Origin of the sequence: Hyphococcus flavus (assembly GCF_028748065.1) — a bacterium.
Taxonomy (GTDB): Bacteria; Pseudomonadota; Alphaproteobacteria; order Caulobacterales; family Parvularculaceae; genus Hyphococcus; species Hyphococcus flavus.
Genome location: NZ_CP118166.1, coordinates 1877435 through 1896745, shown reverse-complemented (window position 1 = coordinate 1896745; position 19311 = coordinate 1877435). Strand labels below are relative to the sequence as shown.

The 19311-nt window shown below is 52.1% G+C and carries 15 protein-coding genes; 2 read left to right on the top strand and 13 right to left on the bottom strand.

From position 1 onward, the window contains the following. Nucleotides 1-3: 3 nt before the first annotated feature. From PUV54_RS09200 to PUV54_RS09190, 3 genes are all read right to left on the bottom strand, one after another. Nucleotides 4-870, bottom strand: coding sequence for an alpha/beta fold hydrolase (locus tag PUV54_RS09200; RefSeq protein ID WP_274491928.1), 867 nt, complete (start codon nt 868-870; stop codon nt 4-6). Next, complete coding sequence (locus tag PUV54_RS09195; RefSeq protein WP_274491927.1) at nt 870-1952, bottom strand: DUF2817 domain-containing protein; 1083 nt, start codon at nt 1950-1952, stop codon at nt 870-872. Before PUV54_RS09195 ends, PUV54_RS09200 begins: the two co-directional genes overlap by 1 nt. Before the next feature lie 81 nt (nt 1953-2033). After that, a complete protein-coding gene (locus PUV54_RS09190) occupies nt 2034-4127 on the bottom strand; it encodes a TonB-dependent receptor (protein ID WP_274491926.1) in 2094 nt (697 codons plus the stop codon). Nucleotides 4128-4713: 586 nt separating this feature from the next. Here PUV54_RS09190 and PUV54_RS09185 point away from each other — a divergent pair. Continuing rightward, nucleotides 4714-6159 carry an aldehyde dehydrogenase gene (locus PUV54_RS09185; RefSeq protein WP_274491925.1) on the top strand — a complete coding sequence of 482 codons (1446 nt, stop codon included), beginning with the start codon at nt 4714-4716 and terminating at the stop codon, nt 6157-6159. Between the two features lie 124 nt (nt 6160-6283). Here the strand turns inward: PUV54_RS09185 and PUV54_RS09180 are convergent, their stop codons facing one another. The 5 genes from PUV54_RS09180 to PUV54_RS09160 form a co-directional block, all read right to left on the bottom strand. Then, nucleotides 6284-7123 carry a hypothetical protein gene (locus PUV54_RS09180; protein WP_274491924.1) on the bottom strand — a complete coding sequence of 280 codons (840 nt, stop codon included), beginning with the start codon at nt 7121-7123 and terminating at the stop codon, nt 6284-6286. Nucleotides 7124-7271: 148 nt separating this feature from the next. Then, entirely contained in the window at nt 7272-8711 is a 1440-nt protein-coding gene (locus PUV54_RS09175; protein ID WP_420797873.1) for an aldehyde dehydrogenase family protein, read from the bottom strand. Nucleotides 8712-8740: 29 nt separating this feature from the next. Continuing rightward, complete coding sequence (locus tag PUV54_RS09170) at nt 8741-10003, bottom strand: NAD(P)/FAD-dependent oxidoreductase (protein WP_274491922.1); 1263 nt, start codon at nt 10001-10003, stop codon at nt 8741-8743. After that, nucleotides 10000-10929: a 4-hydroxyproline epimerase gene (locus tag PUV54_RS09165; protein WP_274491921.1), complete on the bottom strand. Its 930-nt coding sequence runs from the start codon at nt 10927-10929 to the stop codon at nt 10000-10002. Before PUV54_RS09165 ends, PUV54_RS09170 begins: the two co-directional genes overlap by 4 nt. Before the next feature lie 10 nt (nt 10930-10939). After that, complete coding sequence (locus tag PUV54_RS09160) at nt 10940-11887, bottom strand: dihydrodipicolinate synthase family protein (protein WP_274491920.1); 948 nt, start codon at nt 11885-11887, stop codon at nt 10940-10942. A 143-nt stretch (nt 11888-12030) separates the two neighbouring features. Between PUV54_RS09160 and PUV54_RS09155 the strand changes: the two genes are divergently transcribed. Further along, the gene (locus tag PUV54_RS09155; RefSeq protein ID WP_274491919.1) at nt 12031-12741 is read left to right on the top strand and encodes an AraC family transcriptional regulator; all 711 of its coding nucleotides are present in this window, start codon (nt 12031-12033) and stop codon (nt 12739-12741) included. A gap of 17 nt (nt 12742-12758) precedes the next feature. Here the strand turns inward: PUV54_RS09155 and PUV54_RS09150 are convergent, their stop codons facing one another. The 5 genes from PUV54_RS09150 to hutH all read right to left on the bottom strand — a co-directional run bounded on the left by PUV54_RS09150 (nt 12759) and on the right by hutH (nt 19189). Beyond that, nucleotides 12759-13964, bottom strand: coding sequence for a M24 family metallopeptidase (locus PUV54_RS09150; protein WP_274491917.1), 1206 nt, complete (start codon nt 13962-13964; stop codon nt 12759-12761). A 5-nt stretch (nt 13965-13969) separates the two neighbouring features. Beyond that, on the bottom strand, nt 13970-14902 hold the full coding sequence (locus PUV54_RS09145) for an ornithine cyclodeaminase family protein (protein ID WP_274491916.1): 933 nt from the start codon (nt 14900-14902) through the stop codon (nt 13970-13972). After that, nucleotides 14899-15933 (bottom strand): trans-3-hydroxy-L-proline dehydratase, encoded by a 1035-nt coding sequence (locus PUV54_RS09140; RefSeq protein ID WP_274491915.1) that lies wholly within the window; start codon nt 15931-15933, stop codon nt 14899-14901. The genes PUV54_RS09145 and PUV54_RS09140 overlap by 4 nt, the downstream gene beginning before the upstream one ends. A gap of 68 nt (nt 15934-16001) precedes the next feature. Then, nucleotides 16002-17672 carry a urocanate hydratase gene (hutU, locus tag PUV54_RS09135; protein ID WP_274491914.1) on the bottom strand — a complete coding sequence of 557 codons (1671 nt, stop codon included), beginning with the start codon at nt 17670-17672 and terminating at the stop codon, nt 16002-16004. After that, the gene (gene hutH / locus PUV54_RS09130; RefSeq protein WP_274491913.1) at nt 17669-19189 is read right to left on the bottom strand and encodes a histidine ammonia-lyase; all 1521 of its coding nucleotides are present in this window, start codon (nt 19187-19189) and stop codon (nt 17669-17671) included. Before hutH ends, hutU begins: the two co-directional genes overlap by 4 nt. Nucleotides 19190-19311: the final 122 nt, after the last annotated feature.

The following is a 19311-nucleotide window of genomic DNA, read 5'->3' as shown; positions in this document are numbered from 1 at the left end:
GTTTCATGCGCGCGGACTGAATACGCGGTCGAGAAAATCTTTGACTAAGACTGCGCCAATTTCGGGATTTTCCTGCACAATCCCATGACGGCATCCCTCAATAATATGAAGCTCTGCATTTTTTCCGATCGCCTCCGCAATCGCGGTAGCCGCTTGGGGCGGACAAATAGGGTCGTCTCTACCGCCAAGCACCAGCACCGGACAGGTGATAGAGCCAAGCTTAGGAAGGAAGTCCATCTGCCGTAACGCCCCTCCAGGGGATAAAAGGCGCCGGATCAATTCCTCATTGTAAATGATCCGCGCCTTTTTATCTGGCGGCATGGGGTCAGTACTGTATTTAGGCAGGCATCGCTCATAGTATCGCTCAAGCGATTCTGGCGTACCGGTGGTGAACGCCTGTCGCGCTATATGCTCGGCGTCTTCACCCACAACTCTGCGAAAAGTTTCGCAGACATCATCAAGAACAAATTTTGCAGAGGTACTGTTCAGGATAACGCCGGATGCATGATCGGGATGGCGAACGGCATAACTTTGCGCCACCATACCACCGAATGACGTGCCCAATATGAAAGGCTTCTCTATTTCCAATGCATCGCAAAACGCCGCCACATCGTCACCCCACTGATCAAGTGTCTGACGGCTGATATCTTCCCACCCATCAGAACGGCCGTGGGCGCGGTGGTCATAAAAAATCACTTGACAAAACTCGGAGAGTACCGCGAGCGCGTCACGGCTGGCGGAATGATCCCAACCTGGGCCGCCATGCAATGCTACCAGCGTTGGACGCTTACGAAACTCAGGACCATCTGCTTCCAAAGAAAACCCTGCGACTTCAAAAAAGATACGAATTCCGTCGACTTCGACCCTCATCACGCAGCCCCGTCCCAGCTTGCGACCGCAAGTTCCGCATTTCTCAATACTTCTTTGCCGCGGGCAAGCACTGACGAACGCCATTCACTAGAAGCAGGGTATAAAAGCTCTCGCATTTTACCACGCGCCAGTTCTGCTTCTCGGCGTAGAGGGTCCTCATAAGCAAAAATGAAATTGATGCGACGAAAGAGATCTATCTCTTGCATCAAGTCATAAGTGCCAAACTCAAGCCCAACGCAATGGATTTGCGCAAATGGCGCGTGACTGAGTATGTCATATGGCATGCTTCCATGCTGCGGTATGAGCGCATCATCGCCAGCAATATATACTTCGCCATAAACGTGCCTGGAAAACTCGATGCGTTCTTTACCTTGGCTGCGATACATAATGACCAAACCGTCACCGAAATCGCCAAAGCCAGTATGAATATCAACACAAACTCCAAGTTGCACATTAGGAATCATTTTGTACGCAACGGAATCAAATGTCTGCTTGGACCAACAAGGTCCCCTGCCATGATAGGTTAAGCCTTTAGCATTGAAGTGCTGACCTTGACGAAATAGCGCGATAAAAGCGTCTTTCCCATGAGCCGTAATATACGCTTTGATTTTCTCATCCGCTCTACGCAGCGTGTCATCAGTCCATGAGGACGGGTTTATAGCATCATCCAGATAACGGTATTCGGGATTGTCGGGGAACGGCGGCGTGGAATAAACAAAATTGCGAAACACATCTATGTTGTCTTCGTTTTCTCGCCTGTCCCATGCCGCACCCCAAGGGTTAACTAAATGAACCAGCAAAACTGCGGCGTCGGCAGGCAAACGTGAAGCATCAAATGAATCTAAATAACCAATTTGCAGAGCGGACCCGGCATACCCCTCAACACCGTGCGTACCTGAATTAACAAGCAACACGCGCCGCGCAGAAGCCGGGCCAAGCCGGGCCGCCGCCATACACAAATCTTCTCCAGACGGGCCTTTAAGCGGATGCCGCCGGAGCTCTATCTCAGCACCTGCAGCCTCAGCGCTGGCTACAAATTTTTGGTGCGCATCAGTGACCGATTCTGAAAAATGACCACTCATTGTTGTTCGTATCTTACCCTTGAAAATTGTGCGGCCTGACGGAGTTGTTTTCGCAGGCCGCAAAAGCTTTTTAAGCTTGCCTTATCCGCTGACACGGAGCGTTACACCCCATGTGCGCGGATCATTATAGGTTCCGGCAATAGCGCCTGAGAACGGGTTGGCGAATCCAAATACGATGCGATCAGTATCAGCAAGATTTTTTACCCACGCTGACAATTCCCAACGCTCATCGGGCGAACGATAACCAGCACGCATGTTCACAAGGGAAATATCCTCGGCCTGCGTGACGATTGTATTGCTGGCTGAGGAGTACCGCTCATCACGATAACTCCATTCAACAAGACCGAACAGAGATCCGGAGCCGCCAAGTTCGTGCGTGTACTGCGCGGCAGCGTTTGCCGTCAGCCCTGGCGCGTCCGGAAGCTCATTTCCGGTAAAATCACTGCCCATCGCATCAGCGTTTCGGAAATCATCATATGTGGCGTCGAGCACGCCAAGACCGCCTACGATCTCAAAGCCTTGCACAGGCCTCGCGCTGAATTCAAACTCTAAGCCTTTAATGGTTGCTTTCACCGCGTTCTGGACCGTCAAGCCTCCAGAAATATCATCAAGGGTAAGCACCTGAAGATCGTCGTACTTCATTTGAAAGGCAGAGGCAGCAAACGTAAGATCACCCTCAAGGAAATTGCCTTTCAAACCTACCTCAGCATTGCCGACTGATTCTGATAGAAACGACAGGTCAGATGCATCGCTTATATAATCGACATTAAAACCGCCGCTTTTAAAGCCTTTCGAATAGGTGCCGTAAACGTTTAACGAGCCGGAAAGTTCATAAGTTAACGCCGCCATCGGTGAAAAGTTGGTTTCATCAATTTCATCCTGAAGAGGACCAAATGATGGAAACAAAATCATGATGTCTTGCGTGAAATTATTTAGCTCCTTTTTTTCATAAGTAACACGGGCGCCGCCTGTGACAGTAAGCCGGTCTACCGGGCGAATATTAACCTGCCCAAAGCCGGCATAACTGTTCGTCACAACTTCACCGATAGAGTTCCCGTCAAAGCCAAATACAACAATTGGCCTTTCGCTATTCACTTTCTGGTAGAAGTAATACCCGCCCAATATCCAATCAAACGAGCTGCCTGCGTCTGAAGCCAGACGAATTTCCTGGGAAAAATGTTCCGCTTCTTCGAACCAGCCATTTACAGCAATAGCGGGCGCTGGCGTGTCATCATTATCGATAAACTGATTATCGATAATTGTTTTACGATAGCCCGATATCGAGGTTAGAGAGAGACCAGAATCAAAGTTTTTTTCGAGATTAAGCGCGGCCCCGAACGAGTCCCGGTCTTCACGCCCGTTTAGATCTATGTTTACAGTTCGCGGACCAGTCGTCGCAAGCGGATCGCCGTCCAGCGGCTCTGGAAACGCACGCGCACGACGGTCACGGAAAGCGTCAACAACCAGGCTTGCCTCAAAATCATCCGAGGGCGTCCAATAAAGCCCTGCGCGCCCTCCGAGAGAATCAATGTCGTTAAGATCTGTACCATCAAAAACGTTCTCGACTGTTCCATTGCGCTGCGTCGTATAAAGCGCCAACTTGGCGCCTAGTGTATCGGACAAAGGCCCTGAGACATCGCCTGAAAAGCGGTAAAGACCAAAATTGCCTGCTTCGCCCACAAGATTATAAGCGACTTCCTCGCCAGGTTTTTTCGTTATGACGTTTATCGCGCCAGCTGTGTTGTTCTTACCAAATAACGTGCCTTGGGGGCCGCGCAAAACTTCGATTTGCCCAACGTCTGTCAGATCGAAACTCTGACCGATGGGCCGACCTGTATAAACGCCGTCAATATAAACCGAAAGGCCGGACTCAAAGCCAATATTGCGTGTATTTGAGGAAACACCGCGGATAGAGAATTTCGGCGTCACGGTCTGGAATTCATTGGTAACCGATACGTTCGGCACCATGAACTGCAAATCTTCGAGCGTAATAACGCCGCGCGCTTTTAAGTCGTCTTCCGTAACGGCGGTCACGGAAATCGGTACGTCCTGAAGCGATTGTTCACGCTTTTGCGCCGTGACAACGATTTCATCTGCGGCATGCGCGCTCACCCCGGGCACCGCAAATATGGAAACACAGGCAAGAAGTTGTTTTTTCTGAATTTTTGGAAGCATTGGCCCCTCCCAACAAGCATTCACGTGTGAATGTTTTTGGATCTAGTTATACGTGCCCTCTCAACGCTATATAGTCATACTATATTCCTTCATGCAATGAAAAAATCACTAGTGAATGTTTTTGCAAATGACAGCACCTCAAGAACCACGCCCACCTAACTCGGGTTTACGTGCTCATGAGCCGGTGGTTTGCAGCGATAAAGCTTCGTGACAAGCAGGCTTGGCTTTTGTGAACGCAATAAAAATAAAATGCTTCAATCTGGCTGGTTTTATGCCTTGGAACGCCTCAAGCCGTCATTCCGAGCCAATAAAAACACCAATGTTTGAGCGGCTTACTCAAGCGGCGAAATCCATAGGATTGGATAGAGCAAACGTGCACGAATAACGATGATCTCGTTACCACACGCATTGCCTTTGATTATCACGAAAGCAAATAGCCAATTAGCGAAATCAATTATATAACTAAAGTACCGAAAAACCCTCATTGGAGGCTCGTCGTGAAGATGACGCCAGCCGAATATATCTGTATTAGTCTGAATACAGCCGCCTAGTGCGCAGCCTGAAAACTCAGCTTGAGACTCAAACGATGGATTTTCCACTACTGGTCGGCGGGCAAGAAAAACCTGCCTCTAACAATGCCATCTTCAAACGCATAAATGCAGAAACTGACGAGTTAATCTCAAGAGCTGCAGCAGCAACTATAGATGACGCCGTCTCCGCCGCAGACGCTGCACAGAGCGCTTTTTCATTATGGTCTTCATACGGACCCAATGCGCGCAGGGAAGTTCTACGAAAAGCTGCGGAGATTATTGACGAGAGAAAAGAAGATTTTGTCACCCAAATGATGGCCGAAACAGGTGCGACAGCGCCGTGGGCTGCATTCAACTGTATGCTCGCCGCAAATATGTTTAGAGAAGCAGCCGCTATCACAACGCAAATTAATGGCGATGTCATTCCTTCCGATCGCCCCGGCACTATTTCGATGGCGGTTCGCGAGCCTGCTGGAGTTGTTCTTGGCATCGCTCCCTGGAACGCACCTATTATTTTGGGCGCGCGCGCAATTGCAACACCGCTTGCCTGCGGCAACACAGTCATTTTGAAGTCGTCGGAAGTTTGTCCCGGCGTGCATTACATGATCGGCAAGGCGGTGCAGGATGCAGGCGCGCCGGCGGGCGCGATCAACGTTATTTCCAATGCGCCGGAGGATGCCGGTAAAATCGTCGCCGCCCTAATCGAACATGCCGCTGTCAGGCGGGTAAACTTCACCGGCTCTACGCGGGTCGGCAGAATAATCGCTGAGACCTGTGCGCGTGCTTTGAAACCGGTATTACTGGAACTTGGCGGCAAGGCGCCCTTAATCGTACTAGACGATGCGGACATCGACGCTGCTGTCGATGCCGCCATATTCGGCGGGTATGCTAACCAGGGTCAAATTTGCATGTCCACTGAACGCGTCATTGTCGACCAAACATGTGCGGATCAATTTGTTGAAAAACTGGCCACCCGTGCAGTTGCACTACCGTCAGGACCAAACACAGAACAGGTTGTGATTAGCCATATGGTTGATTGCAAAGCTGTTGAGCATGCAAAGGCCCTGGTTGATGACGCCACAGAAAAAGGCGCAGCGCTGATAGCCGGCGGCCATGCAAATGGCCTCATCATGCAAGCCACAATAGTCGACAACGTTACGCAAAACATGCGGCTTTATCACGAGGAAAGCTTTGGCCCGATATTATCAATCATTCGCGTTAGCGATGAAGATGAGGCCATTCGCGTCGCCAACGACAGCGAATACGGATTATCCTCGGCTGTATTTGGCAGAGACGCCAGCCGCGCCCTTGCAATAGCCCGCCGCGTCAAAAGCGGCATATGTCATGTCAATGGTCCAACAGTACATGACGAACCGCAAATGCCGTTCGGGGGTGTTGGCGCATCAGGATACGGACGCTTTGGCGGTGCTGCAGGTATTGACGCATTCACCGAGCGAAAATGGATAACAATAAACACTGAAAAACCGCACTACCCATTCTAGCAGCACATGCATTCCTTTCTGTCTAATCACTGACGTCAAGGCGGTTCGTGTCGCGACGAAGCGCTATCATATGCTAACTGAAGCAGCACAGTTGTCTAAGTTTTACTTAAACAGAAAGTCATCGTCACTTGACCCCGACAATGTAGCAAAGCCAGCTCGGATGGCTGGGCGCTTCTTCGGTTGCTTCCCATTCGCCAGTGTCGTCGCCGTTTTCGTCTTCTGTTTCCCAATACACAAGGCTTTTGGAAAACCCTGCTTCCTCCAGCATTTCACGCACCTCGGGAATCGTCCAGAATCGCCAGTTATATTCAAAAGCGCGTTTTAGTTTGCTGCCGTCTGCAAAACGAAAATGGATGTAATACGTACCCTCGGAAGTGACAGGGTTAAATCTTGCTTGTTCCCAATGATAGCTGAAACCATTCTTACCCTTGGTAATAACGCGTTTTTCGGTATGATTTTCAATATATGTTTCTTCGCCTCCCATCATATCCATAATCATGACGCCCTGATCATTCAGATTCTGATAGGCGGCCTTGAAATACTCGATCACTTCCTTACGGGTTTTGAAAAGCCAGAACGAAAAATTTTGGGCTGTGAGAATATCGGATTTGACGTCGGAAACTGAACGAACATCTTTTTCATATACAGCGACGCGTAATTTTTGAGTGGGCTTAAGGCGAAAAAGATTATGATCACGGCCCCACTGAAGAGTCGTCGGGCAGAGGTCGACGCCTACTGCGGTTCTCTTTCTGTGCGATTTCACCCACTCGCAGCAAACGCTAAACGTGCCGCAAAAGTCCTCCCTCAAAGAAAGTGGTTTTGCGTCATAGGCTTCCTTATAGGCTTGTTCGAAAAACTCGACATCGACATCCGGACTTTGTACTGACTCTTGATAGCAGACGAATTTGTCCGCCTTCTCGGCGAGCGTTTTTTTTCGGTTTTTGTGGGCTATTTTACTCGTCATGACATTCATTCTTACATTTCTAGGATCGGAAGCCGTATAACCATGCGATTGATCTGACTCGAGCATTCGCACAACCGCTATAAGCTTAGATTGTTGTCAAATCCACAACACGCAGCAACAACCCTGGCACAACACAAAGCTAGAAAACTCAGGCCCCAACATAGGCTGTCTTGACTGTTGTATAAAATTCGGCGGCGTAGCGACCCTGCTCGCGCGAGCCGTAGCTCGAACCTTTCATGCCTCCAAAAGGCACGTGATAATCGACACCAGCGGTCGGCAAGTTCACCATCACCATGCCAGCGCGGCATTCCTGTTTGAATTTCGTCGCGGCGCTAAGCGACGTAGTACAGATGCCTGCGGAAAGCCCAAATTCCGTATCATTGGCGAGCGAGATCGACTCGTCTATGTCGCTGGCTTTGATGACGCTCGCCACGGGCCCAAAAATTTCTTCCCGGTTAATCTGCATTTTGTTGCTGGTCTCCGTGAAAAGCGCCGGCGTCATGTAAAAACCGGGCGTTTCGCGCTCCAACAATTCACCACCACAGAGCAACTCGGCGCCTTCTTCTTTGCCAATATCAACATAGCGAATGTTTTGATCAAGCTGACGCTGATCAACGACCGGCCCGATTTGGGTTCCATCAGCTAGGGCGTCACCAACAATTAGGTTTTCGACCTTGGATTTCAGCGCCTCGATAAACTGGTCATAAACAGGCGCCACGACAATCAGACGCGACGACGCTGTGCAGCGCTGACCGGTAGAAAAGTAGGCTCCGTTCAGCGCGCAGGCGACAGCGTTGTCAATATCCGCATCGGCCAAAACAATCAGCGGGTTTTTACCACCCATTTCAAGCTGGTATTTTGCACCTCGCCTGCTGCAGGAGGCTGCTACAACGCCGCCAGTATTGACGGAGCCAGTGAAGGAAACTGCATCGATGCGCCGATCATCCAGCATCGCTTGCCCGACTTCACGGCCACTCCCCATAACAAGATTGAACACTCCATTGGGCAGGCCTGATCTTGCAATGATGTCACTAAGCGCCCAAGCGCTTCCCGGCACAAGTTCCGCAGGCTTGAAAACAACCGTGTTCCCATAGGCAAGCGCAGGCGCGATCTTCCAAGCCGGTATCGCGATCGGAAAATTCCATGGCGTTATAATGCCTATTACACCCACTGCCCCACGCGTGACTTCCACCTCGACGCCCGGCCTTACTGACTTGAGATGCTCGCCTTGAACACGGAGCGCTTCACCAGCAAAAAACTTGAAGATTTGCCCTGCACGGACTACCTCACCCGTTGCCTCCGGCAATATCTTTCCTTCTTCGCGCGCGAGTAGCCGGCCCAACTCATCTTTACGGGCCAGTATTTCGGAACCAATCGTATCAAGAATATCGAAACGCTGTTGAATGCCGCTATAACGCCAGCTTTTGCTTGCCTCAACAGCGGCAGCGATCGCCGCATCTGCCTGGTTTTTATCGGCGTGGGCATATTCACCAACGATATCATCAGTATTTGATGGGTTTATGTTCTTTGTCGCGGCGTCACTCGACGCCCAGCGTCCATCAATATAGTTTTGAAATATCGACATCATTGCCTCCAGTGGTCTGTTCTATAGTTTCGTCAGTTAAAACGCGCAGGCGAAAATGGCGCGCTAGGAATATGCGTTGGTCGTTCACCAATCATTTCCGCGACAAGCCTGCCCGTAGCCGGCGCCAACATCAGGCCCATCATACAATGGCCGGTAGCGATAAGAGCGTTTGAGAGATTCGGCGCTCGACCAATAATTGGCAAACTGTCCCATGTCATCGGGCGCCAACCGAACCATTCTTCTTGATAAATGACAGGCTTATCCATGTGCAAATAGGTTGTTCCACATTCTTCTAACTGGCGCATTCTGAATGCCGGAAGTTCTGCGTTAAACCCGACGAACTCCATCATCGAGCCAAGACGCAAGCCATCCTCAAACGGCGTGATTGCAACGTTATTCTCCGGCGCAACCATCGACATTTTTGGACATATGCCAGGCCGCGCGATGGTGAGTGAATAACCTTTTCCTGGAAGGACTGGAATTGCACACTCGAATTCTTTCGCAAGTGAAGGGCTGTAAGCACCGGCGGAGAGCACGACCTCATCAGCTTTAAAAACCCCTTTAGATGTAATCACTGATTTTATTCGGTTACCTTGCTTTTCAAGTGATGTAACCTCGCAGTTTTCGATAAATTCTACGCCATCGTTTTGTAGCTGACGCGCCCAAACGGTTGCAAGGCGGCTGGGATGAACCACTGCATCCTGTTCATAAAAGTATCCTCCCGCCAATCCGCTTTTCAGCGAAGGTTCAAAATTTGCAAGATCGTTGCCGCTGATTTTCTTCGCGGAAACGCCAAACTCTCTAGTCAAAAGGTCATTTTTCTTCTCAAAAGATTCAAACGCTTTTTGCGAATGATAGACATATAACGTCCCGCACTTGTTCCACTCGCAATCGACAACGCCGCCATCCAATAGCGATTCAAATTCTTGAAACGATGAATCAAGGATGCTTTTCAGTCTGGCAGCAGACTTTAGTATCTTTTGCTGCGAACAATATCTTGCAAATTGCAGCATCCAATTGACGAACGAAAGCTTTAATTGCGGCTTTATCCGAAAAGGCGCGCTCGCATTAAAGAATGACAGAACGCCATTTTTGATTGCATCTGGTGAATTCAACGGCAATACATGACTTGGTAAAATATGGCCGCAGTTTCCATAAGAGCAGCCATCTGCGACTGATCCTTTATCAATAACTGTTACCTGGCGCCCCTCCGCTGCAAGATAATGTGCACAGGCGATCCCGATAATCCCGGCGCCAATGACAATAACAGACCCGCCCGTGTACTGCTGGCTCATGCAATCCCCAACCGGAACGGATCATCATTTTGAAAGACTAATTGCGTCTCACCGAAAACAAACGCTTCTCCTGTAATCGATGGGATAACGCCACCGCCCTTGCCTACCCGGTAAGATGCTGCAAAGCGGCTTCCCACAATGCTTTCCTGAACCCAGATCTCCTCCGGGTCTAACTTCCCATCTGCAGCGAGACAGGCGAGCTTTGCACTGGTCCCAGTGCCACACGGCGAACGGTCATAAGCGCCGCCGGGACAGAGTACAAAATTGCGGCTGTCAGCATCGCTTTCCGGCGGGTCCTGAAAAAACTCAACATGGTCTATTTCGGCGCCGCCTTTGCCCGTAACGCCTGCGTCGGAAAGCGCGCGGCGAATTTTGGAGGACACGTGCGTCAATTCCGAAACATTTTTTAGCGACAACGCCAGCGGCGTTCCGTCAACCAAAAAAAACCAGTTACCGCCCCAAGCGACATCCCCCGTGACAGCGCCGAGTCCGGGAACATTAACCGTCACATTGCTACGGAATCGGTAACTCTCAATATTTTCCAGCCGCACCTTGTTTGCGGTAAGTAATTCCGCAGTCACAATCCCCACAGGTGTTTCAATGCGGTGTGCTCCTGGATTTATTTTACCAAGATAAGCAAGAGTGACGAGCAACCCAATAACGCCGTGCCCGCACATGCCTAGATATCCGGCCGTGTTAAAAAATATAACGCCTGCCGTGCAGGTTGGATCCACGGGGTCGCAAAGAAGCGCCCCGACCGTCGCATCAGAACATCGCGGTTCACATACGCACATTGTACGATAATGATCATATTTTTCAGCAAAAAGCGCGCGGCGATCCGATATCGGCCCATCCCCAAGGTCGGGACCGCCTTCGATAATTATCCGCGTTGGCTCTCCGCCAGTATGAGAATCAATTACACGCACAAGCGAACGTTCAGTCCTTGGCGCCCGGCCAGGCTGACCACCATTCGCGGAACTGGCGCCAACTCTGCTCTAGAAAAGCTTTCTGAGAGGGGCTTAGTTGGTCTGCTGAATTAAGCTGATGTGCGTATTCCGGATTCCCCTCAAGCACCATCAGATGCTTGTAGTAGAGTACGAGGTCCGGCCCTTCATCAAAGGTGGAAAGGACGTTCAAGGCGTTATCAAGTTCACGCGCATTCCGGCGCGCTACCACATCGCCTGCCGCCGCACGCTCGCAAAGTTCCACAAGCCGCAACACTTCGCGCGGCAACGCATTGCCAACACCGGTGATGGCGCCGCCGGCGGCGCAATTAACATAACCATGGAAGACTTGCGTATCTACGCCAACCATTAAAATCAGATCGGGATCGGCTGACGTAATATGTTCTGCTGCGTAGCTGAGCGATTGCGCTCCACCGAACTCTTTGAAGCCAACTAGACTAGAATGCTCTGCGCGAACCTTGAAGAAAAGATCCGCCTTGGTCTCATATCCGTAATAAGGGCTGTTATAGATAACAGCAGGCAGGTCCGGTGCAGCACTGAGGATCGCTTTGAAGTGGTTATACTGAGCGATTGGAGAAACGCCTCGCGAAAGCACGCGCGGTATAACCATCAACCCTGCAGCACCGGCTTTGGCGCCGTGTTCTGCGATCGCCGCGGCGCGATGCGTGTTTTGCGCACCAGTACCCACCACCACCGGAACGCCTTTGTCGCAAAGCGCCGCCACGCCATTCATGCGTTGCTCATCTGTCAGAAGCGGCCAGTCGCCCATGGAACCGCAATAGACAACCGCGCTCATGCCAGCGGCTATCAGTTCCTCACCCTTACTGGCGAGCGCATGAAAATCCGGGCGACCGTTAGCATCGCAAGGGGTCATTAACGCGGGCATGCAACCGGAAAATACGTTTGAATTTTCAGCCATTCTGATCTCCTCGCGGGCGCACAGGTCGTTCAGCTTCTTTTATCCCGCGTGTCACCCGCCGTCTTGGCCCAAACCTCACTCAAGACTTGATTTTTTGCACAATTTGAAGACTGTTTAGCATGTAGCGAGCGGCGGAGTTTCTCGTGATTATTAAGGAACGTGGACCAATAGAGGCGCTTTTTGACTGCCTGGCCGATGTTGTCTTTTTTATCAAAGACCGAACCGGGCGATATATCGTCGTTAACGATACGCTGGTGCGCCGGTCCGGTGCGCAGCGCAAAAACGATCTCATCGGCAAGACCCCCTCTCAGGTACTCGGCGCCTCGCTTGGCGCAGGTTACGAAAAACAGGATCAGGCGGTGCTCGAAACAGGAGAGCCGATCCTTAATCAGCTTGAACTTCATATCTATCCAAACCGCTCGATCGGCTGGTGCATGACAAACAAGCGCGCTTTGCATAGCGACAATGGAGCACTCGCAGGCTTAACCGGTATTTCACAGGATTTGCGTGCGCCGGATATAAATCATGAAGATTACGCACAACTAAAAACCGTGATTGAGTATACCGATGAAAACTTAAGCGATCCACCGGATTTGAAAACCCTTGCTTCTGTTGGTCGAATGTCGCCCTACCAGCTCGACCGGCGTATGCGTCATATATTTGGGCTCACGACCGGGCAGTGGGTGTTAAAACAACGCCTTGATTTTGCACGCCGCGAATTGCTGCAATCCGAAAAACCGATCATTGAAATCGCCATGAATGCCGGATACCGCGATCAGAGCGCTTTCAGCCGGCAATTTTTGCGCGCCACCGGCTTCGCACCAACAGCATTTCGCAAAACCCAGAAGGCCTGAAGCGCAGGTCACACTATTTAGATGTTAGCGAATGGTTCCGTATAGCTGTGCTGCGGTTCAGTGAACCAAACCGCGCCCTCGTCAGTCATATAAAAATGATCTTCCAGTCGCACGCCGAACTCTCCAGGCACGACAATCATCGGCTCATTGGAAAAACACATGCCAGACGCCAAGGGCGTTTTATCAGACAGCACCAGATACGGACCTTCATGGATATCAAGCCCAAGTCCATGGCCAGTTCGGTGAGGCAAGCCCGGTAATCGATAGTCCGGTCCCAGACCGTGCGCTTCCAGCACACGCCGAGACGCACGATCAACATCAGCGCAGGCCACACCAGGCTTCGCCGCATCAAAAGCTGCTTGCTGCGCTTCTTTTTCTATATCCCATATGCGCCGAACCTTGCTGTTCGGCTCACCGAACGCATAAGTGCGTGTAATATCCGACTGATATCCATCGACAGAACACCCCGTATCGATCAGTACAACATCGCCATCTTTCAAGGACGGGTCGCCCGGTTTGCCATGAGGGTGTGACGTTCCCTCGCCGAACTGTACGGCGCAAAACGTGCTGCCGCCGTCAGCTCCAATCGCACGGTGTGCATTGTCAATGAAAGTGCGTATTTCGCTTGCTTTCATTCCATCACGCAGTACACGCGCGGCGGATGCGTGCACTTTGAGCGTCATTTGCATGGCTTCGCGCACCAGCGCCAATTCGGCCTCTGACTTCCGGGAACGCATTGAAGTCGTGAGCGGTTCCGCGTTGCTCAACCTGACCCCAGACGCCGCTTCCCGAATTCTTTCGTAAAGCCACAAGGGACAATTGGGATCGACTGCAACGGCATTGGCGCCAAGCCTGGACAAGATTGACGCCGCTAGCGCGTTAGGGTCCTCATGTTCTTCCCAATAACGGCAATCAGCATCAATTTGAAGTACTGGTTCCAGTGCGCTGTCTTCAAACTTTGGACAAATCGCAACAGCTTCGGTTTGAGAGATGACGAGACCGACAAACCGCTCCGTCTGTCCCCACGGAACGCCTGAGAAATATCGCAAATTAGAACCGGCCGTCAGGATGACTGCGTCATCACCGCGATTGCGCATCAACTGCCTCAGACGGACAATCCGATCTTCACGCTCTGCTTTGCCAATTCTCGCAACCCGCGATGCAAATGGGCTTATCGTCTCAAGCTCAGCGCTCACTGTCGAGCCGCCAACACCGTTATTCATATCTCTCACTTTCGCGCTGCATCGTAAATCATTGTAGCCGTCATTAAATCCAGATGAGCGCCGCCGCCATTCTTGAAGACTGTAATATCTTTTTCCGAGCTGCGCCCCTCAGCCCCGTTGATCAGGTCGTAAAAGTCCCCAAGCACGTCGGTGCGTTGTATTGCGCCGTTGGCAATCGGTAAGGTCAGGTCGCCTATATGATCAATTGTCGTATCGCGGCTGTCTACGAAAATCTTTGCCTTGCGCATTAACTCATCATCTGACTCGCGCATATCGGAACGAAAGGCGCCGACAAGATCCACATGGGCACCAGGAGAGATCCAGTCACCGTTTATCACAGCGGTAGGCGAAGATGTCGCCGTAATGATGATGTCAGCGCTTCTAACACAATCCTCAAGCGCGCGTTTTGCAGCGACGACACGCTGGTCTTCAATTGAATCTGCAAGCTTTTGGGCCTGCTCAGCTTTGCGCGCCCAAATGACAATCTTTGCAAGCTGAGGCATCATATGCGCATATGCATCTGCAAGTGCAGAAGCGAGCGCGCCAGCTCCAATCACCACCGCCTTCGATGAATTTTTGCGGGCTAACAGCTGAGCGCCAAGGGCCGAATCCGCCGCCGTCTTCCATTTCGTAATCAACCCGCTGTCAATTACCGCTTTCAGACTGCCGGTTTCGTCATCAAAAAGAAGGAACGCGCCCTGAACGGCCGGTAAGCATTTGTTAGCATTTTCTGTGAATACGGTGACCGATTTCATGCCGCCGCCAAGACTCTCTATCCACGCGACGCGATTAAGAAAGCTTCGATCTGGCTCGCCGATAACAACATCTCTAGTCACCGCGCGAGCAAGTTGATGACCTTGACGCATGGATTCTACTACATCACGCCACCGCATTTTTCCGAGCACATCTGACTCAGTAATGAATAAAGGCGGTTTCATATTTTTAATGACGGCCAAGTGTCATTGACCCGATAGCCCGTAGGCCATGGATCACTTGGATCAAGCATCAACTGATATGTGCCGGTCAGCCACGCGCGCCCGCTTACACTCGGAATGATGGCGGGTTTCCCTCCTGTTTCGGTTTCATGCTCTATGCGGCCGATAAATTTTGAATCCAATATTGATTTAAAGACGACCTCATCACCAACTTTCGCCTGTCCGCGCGCGTGCATTTGTGCAAGCCTCGCTGAAACCGCCGTGCCAGTAGGTGAGCGGTCAATTTTGCCAGGCTTGATAGCAACGGTGTGTTTTGCTGTGACGCAGCCTTCTTCCATTTGCGCTGGGTTCGTCAGCAAACAAAAGGTGATTTCGTTCATCTCGTTTAGTGTCGGATGTTGAAAGCCGATTTGTTCACTGGCGGCGCGGCTGATCTCCATGCCCAGCGCGGCGAGGTCTCGCGCTTCGTCTGGCGCCAATGATAGACCAAGGCTGGCGGCGTCTACAGTGACGAAACTGTCCCCACCGAAAAGTATGTCCACAGATACTGTTCCATGGCCATTCAACTCAAGAGGAAAATCCAGACGGTCAGCAAAGGACGCTATATTTTTGAATTCCACGCTTTCAACCTTGCCGGCTCGGCAAGTAGCGCGAACATCGATCAGGCCGCCCGGCATCTCAAGCTTCAAGTGCGTAACAGGCTCCTGCATCGGAAAAATACCGGTCTCAAGCACAACTGTCACGACACAGATCGTGTTAGACCCTGACATGGGCGGTACCGTTTCCGGCTCAAGAATAATATTGGCTATATCTGCTTCAGGATTTTTCGGCGTAGTCAGGATGTTGATATGACGAAAGACGCCGCCACGCGGTTCGTTCAACAGAAAGTCTTTTAGAGTTCGGTCCCGCGCCAGAATACGTGACTGCTCCCACAACGTCTCAGCTTCAGGAAGCTTGACGCCACCGACAACGACATCGCCAACCTCACCTTCGGCATGACAACCAACAACGTGGATAACTCTATCAGATCTCATCTTTCCTTACGGCTGAATACCGTTTCCAAAAAAGGTTGCATTTGATCAGAGCGTTCAGTTCTGCACAGTTACCGCTGAACGCTGGGCAGGTTCAGTTCATGTTCGCTGGCGCAGTCGATAGCAACTTCATATCCCGCATCGGCATGGCGCATGACGCCTGTCGCGGGGTCATTCCACAACACGCGCTCAAGACGGCGGGCGGCATCATCGGTTCCATCCGCGCAAATCACCATGCCTGCGTGTTGAGAAAAGCCCATACCGACGCCACCGCCATGGTGCAGCGAGACCCAAGTGGCGCCAGAGGCGGTGTTGAGGAGCGCATTTAATAGCGGCCAGTCGGAAACGGCGTCAGAACCGTCTTTCATAGCTTCGGTTTCTCTATTTGGCGAAGCAACGGAACCACTATCAAGATGGTCCCTGCCGATCACGACGGGTGCGGATAATTCGCCGGACTTCACCATCTCGTTAAAGGCGAGGCCGAGCCGGTGACGCTGCCCGAGACCTACCCAGCAAATGCGCGCGGGCAGCCCCTGAAACGCGATCCGTTCACGCGCCATGTCGAGCCAGTTATGGAGATGCGGATCGTCGGGGATCAGCTCTTTCACCTTGGCGTCTGTCTTGTAGATATCTTCCGGGTCGCCGGAAAGCGCCGCCCAGCGAAACGGCCCGACGCCGCGACAAAAGAGCGGCCTGACATAAGCCGGCACAAAGCCCGGAAAATCGAACGCGTTCTCCAGACCTTCCTCTTTAGCAACCTGTCGGATGTTGTTGCCGTAATCGAGGGTTGGCACGCCGGAATTCCAGAAATCAAGCATCGCCTGAACATGGACTTTGATTGACTTGCGTGCGGCGGCCTCAACTTCTTTGGGCGCGATTTCGCGCTTTTCTTTCCATGTCGCGACGGTCCAGCCTTGCGGAAGATAACCGTTAACAACGTCATGGGCGGAAGTCTGATCGGTGACCATGTCTGGTTTCACACCACGTTTTACTAGCTCGGGAAAAATGTCAGCAGCGTTGCCGAGAAGACCGACAGATTTAGCCTCTCCCGCCTTCGTCCAGCGCTCGATCATCTCAAGCGCTTCGTCAAGGGACGTGGCTTTCTCGTCGACGTATTTCGTGCGCAGGCGGAAATCGATGGAGTCTTCGTTGCACTCGACCGCGAGACAGCATGCGCCGGCAAGAACAGCAGCGAGCGGCTGCGCCCCGCCCATGCCGCCGAGGCCGGCAGTTAGAATCCATTTTCCAGAAAGATCGCCGCCGTAGTGCTGGCGGCCCGCCTCCTTGAAGGTTTCATACGTGCCCTGAACGATTCCTTGTGAACCGATGTAAATCCACGAACCGGCCGTCATCTGGCCGTACATCATCAGGCCTTTTTTATCGAGTTCGTTGAAATGATCCCAAGTCGCCCAGTGCGGCACTATATTGGAGTTGGCGATCAACACGCGCGGGGCGTCCTTGTGAGTTTTGAAGACGCCGACCGGTTTGCCGGACTGAACGCAAAGTGTTTCGTCTTCGTTGAGCCCCTGGAGCACGCTGACAATCCTGTCGAAATCGTTCCAGGTGCGCGCGGCGCGGCCGATGCCGCCATAGACCACAAGTTCGTGGGGGTTTTCGGCCACATCCGGGTCGAGATTGTTCATCAGCATCCGCATGGGCGCTTCGGTGGTCCAGTGCCTTGCGGTGATCTCGCTGCCGTGGGGGCTGCGAACCGTGCGGACGTTATGGCGTGGGTTGGTCATGACAATTTCATTTCAGTGTTGGCCGTTACTTCGTTCATAGCGATCATCTCCCCCGCTTTTTTCAAATCGTCCGCCATAAAGCGGTCGGCCTCAAGCGTCAGGATTGTTTTGCGCACATTCGCAATGACGCTTTGCAAAGCGGGGCTCGTTTTCAACGGCTTGCGAAACTCTATGCCTTGCGCCGCTGTAAGCAATTCGATGCCGATAATCTTGAACAGGTTCTCGTTCATGGGGCCGAGCCTGCGCGCGCCATGGCATGCCATGGAAACATGGTCTTCCTGATTGCACGAAGTCGGCGTTGAATCTGTCGAGCAAGGATTTGCGCGCTGCTTGTTCTCGCTCATCAGTGCGGCTGAGGTCACTTCCGCAATCATGAAACCGGAATTCAATCCCGGTTCGGGCGTCAAAAATGCGGGCAGGCCATGTGACAAGGTGGGATCGACCATCAACGCGATGCGCCGCTGGGCGATCGAGCCGATTTCGGCGATGGCCAGCGCAATCTGATCGGCGGCAAAGGCGACCGGCTCTGCATGGAAGTTGCCGCCGGAAACGATAGAGCCATCGTCAAATACAAGCGGATTATCTGTCGCGGCGTTGGCCTCAATCTCCAGCGTCCTCGCCGCCTGCCGCAGCAAGTCTATGCAAGCGCCCATCACTTGCGGCTGACAGCGAATACAATAGGGGTCCTGAACCCGCTCGTCTCCGTCGCGATGGCTTTCGCGAATTTCGGAGCCCTCCATCACGTCGCGCAGGAATGAGGCGGAGTCGATTTGACCTTTATGTCCGCGCACAGAATGAATCTCCGGCCGGAACGGCGCAGACGACCCCATTGCGGCATCAGTGGACATGGCGCCGGTAATGAGCGCCGAAGTCACAGCACGCCATGCATTGAATAAGCCTGATAACGCCAGCGCCGTTGAAACCTGAGTGCCATTAATCAGGCCCAATCCCTCTTTCGCGCCAAGAACGAGGGGCTTCAGGTTTGCTGCGGCGAGCGCATTTTTAGCTGGCATCCGGTCGCCGCGGTACCATGCCTCGCCTTCCCCCATCATTGCCGCCGCCATATGCGCGAGTGGCGCGAGATCTCCCGATGCGCCGACGGAACCTTGTGACGGGATTACCGGCGTTACTTCTTTCACGAGCATCTGTTCAAGTTGCCGGATGACCTCCATGCGTACGCCTGACGCGCCGCGCCCAAGCGAGATGAGCTTCAGCACCATAATCAGACGCGTAGTGGCTTGATCGAACGGTTCGCCGACGCCGGCGCAATGGGACAGGATCAGATTCCGCTGAAGCGTCTCAACATCTTCAGGCGCGATGCGTTTATTAGCGAGTTTGCCGAAACCGGTGTTAACACCATAAACGGGGTCATCGCCCTTTGCAGCTACCGCTAAAATCTCTGCTGATCTCTGAATACCTTGATGACATACCGGATCGAGCCCCGCCGGTTCCCCGCCTCGATAGACGGTCTCCAAAGTCGTTAAGCTCACGGATCCCGGAATTAGTAAGGTGCTCATATTTCATACAATCAAGTTGGCTTCGACTACGACGGGGTGAGGATCACCTCTTGCCATTCAGCTTCATCAACTATTCCTGAAGGATGACGTACTTGGCGATAGCATTAAACTCGTTTATTGTG

Excerpts from the sequence above, each read along its gene's own strand:
- PUV54_RS09200 (WP_274491928.1), bottom strand. The coding sequence starts at position 870 with ATGAGGGTCGAAGTCGACGGAATTCGTATCTTTTTTGAAGTCGCAGGG.
- PUV54_RS09195 (WP_274491927.1), bottom strand. The coding sequence starts at position 1,952 with ATGAGTGGTCATTTTTCAGAATCGGTCACTGATGCGCACCAAAAATTT.
- PUV54_RS09190 (WP_274491926.1), bottom strand. The coding sequence starts at position 4,127 with ATGCTTCCAAAAATTCAGAAAAAACAACTTCTTGCCTGTGTTTCCATA.
- PUV54_RS09185 (WP_274491925.1), top strand. The coding sequence starts at position 4,714 with ATGGATTTTCCACTACTGGTCGGCGGGCAAGAAAAACCTGCCTCTAAC.
- PUV54_RS09180 (WP_274491924.1), bottom strand. The coding sequence starts at position 7,123 with ATGACGAGTAAAATAGCCCACAAAAACCGAAAAAAAACGCTCGCCGAG.
- PUV54_RS09175 (WP_420797873.1), bottom strand. The coding sequence starts at position 8,711 with ATGATGTCGATATTTCAAAACTATATTGATGGACGCTGGGCGTCGAGT.
- PUV54_RS09170 (WP_274491922.1), bottom strand. The coding sequence starts at position 10,003 with ATGAGCCAGCAGTACACGGGCGGGTCTGTTATTGTCATTGGCGCCGGG.
- PUV54_RS09160 (WP_274491920.1), bottom strand. The coding sequence starts at position 11,887 with ATGGCTGAAAATTCAAACGTATTTTCCGGTTGCATGCCCGCGTTAATG.
- PUV54_RS09150 (WP_274491917.1), bottom strand. The coding sequence starts at position 13,964 with ATGAATAACGGTGTTGGCGGCTCGACAGTGAGCGCTGAGCTTGAGACG.
- PUV54_RS09145 (WP_274491916.1), bottom strand. The coding sequence starts at position 14,902 with ATGAAACCGCCTTTATTCATTACTGAGTCAGATGTGCTCGGAAAAATG.
- PUV54_RS09140 (WP_274491915.1), bottom strand. The coding sequence starts at position 15,933 with ATGAGATCTGATAGAGTTATCCACGTTGTTGGTTGTCATGCCGAAGGT.
- hutU (WP_274491914.1), bottom strand. The coding sequence starts at position 17,672 with ATGACCAACCCACGCCATAACGTCCGCACGGTTCGCAGCCCCCACGGC.
- hutH (WP_274491913.1), bottom strand. The coding sequence starts at position 19,189 with ATGAGCACCTTACTAATTCCGGGATCCGTGAGCTTAACGACTTTGGAG.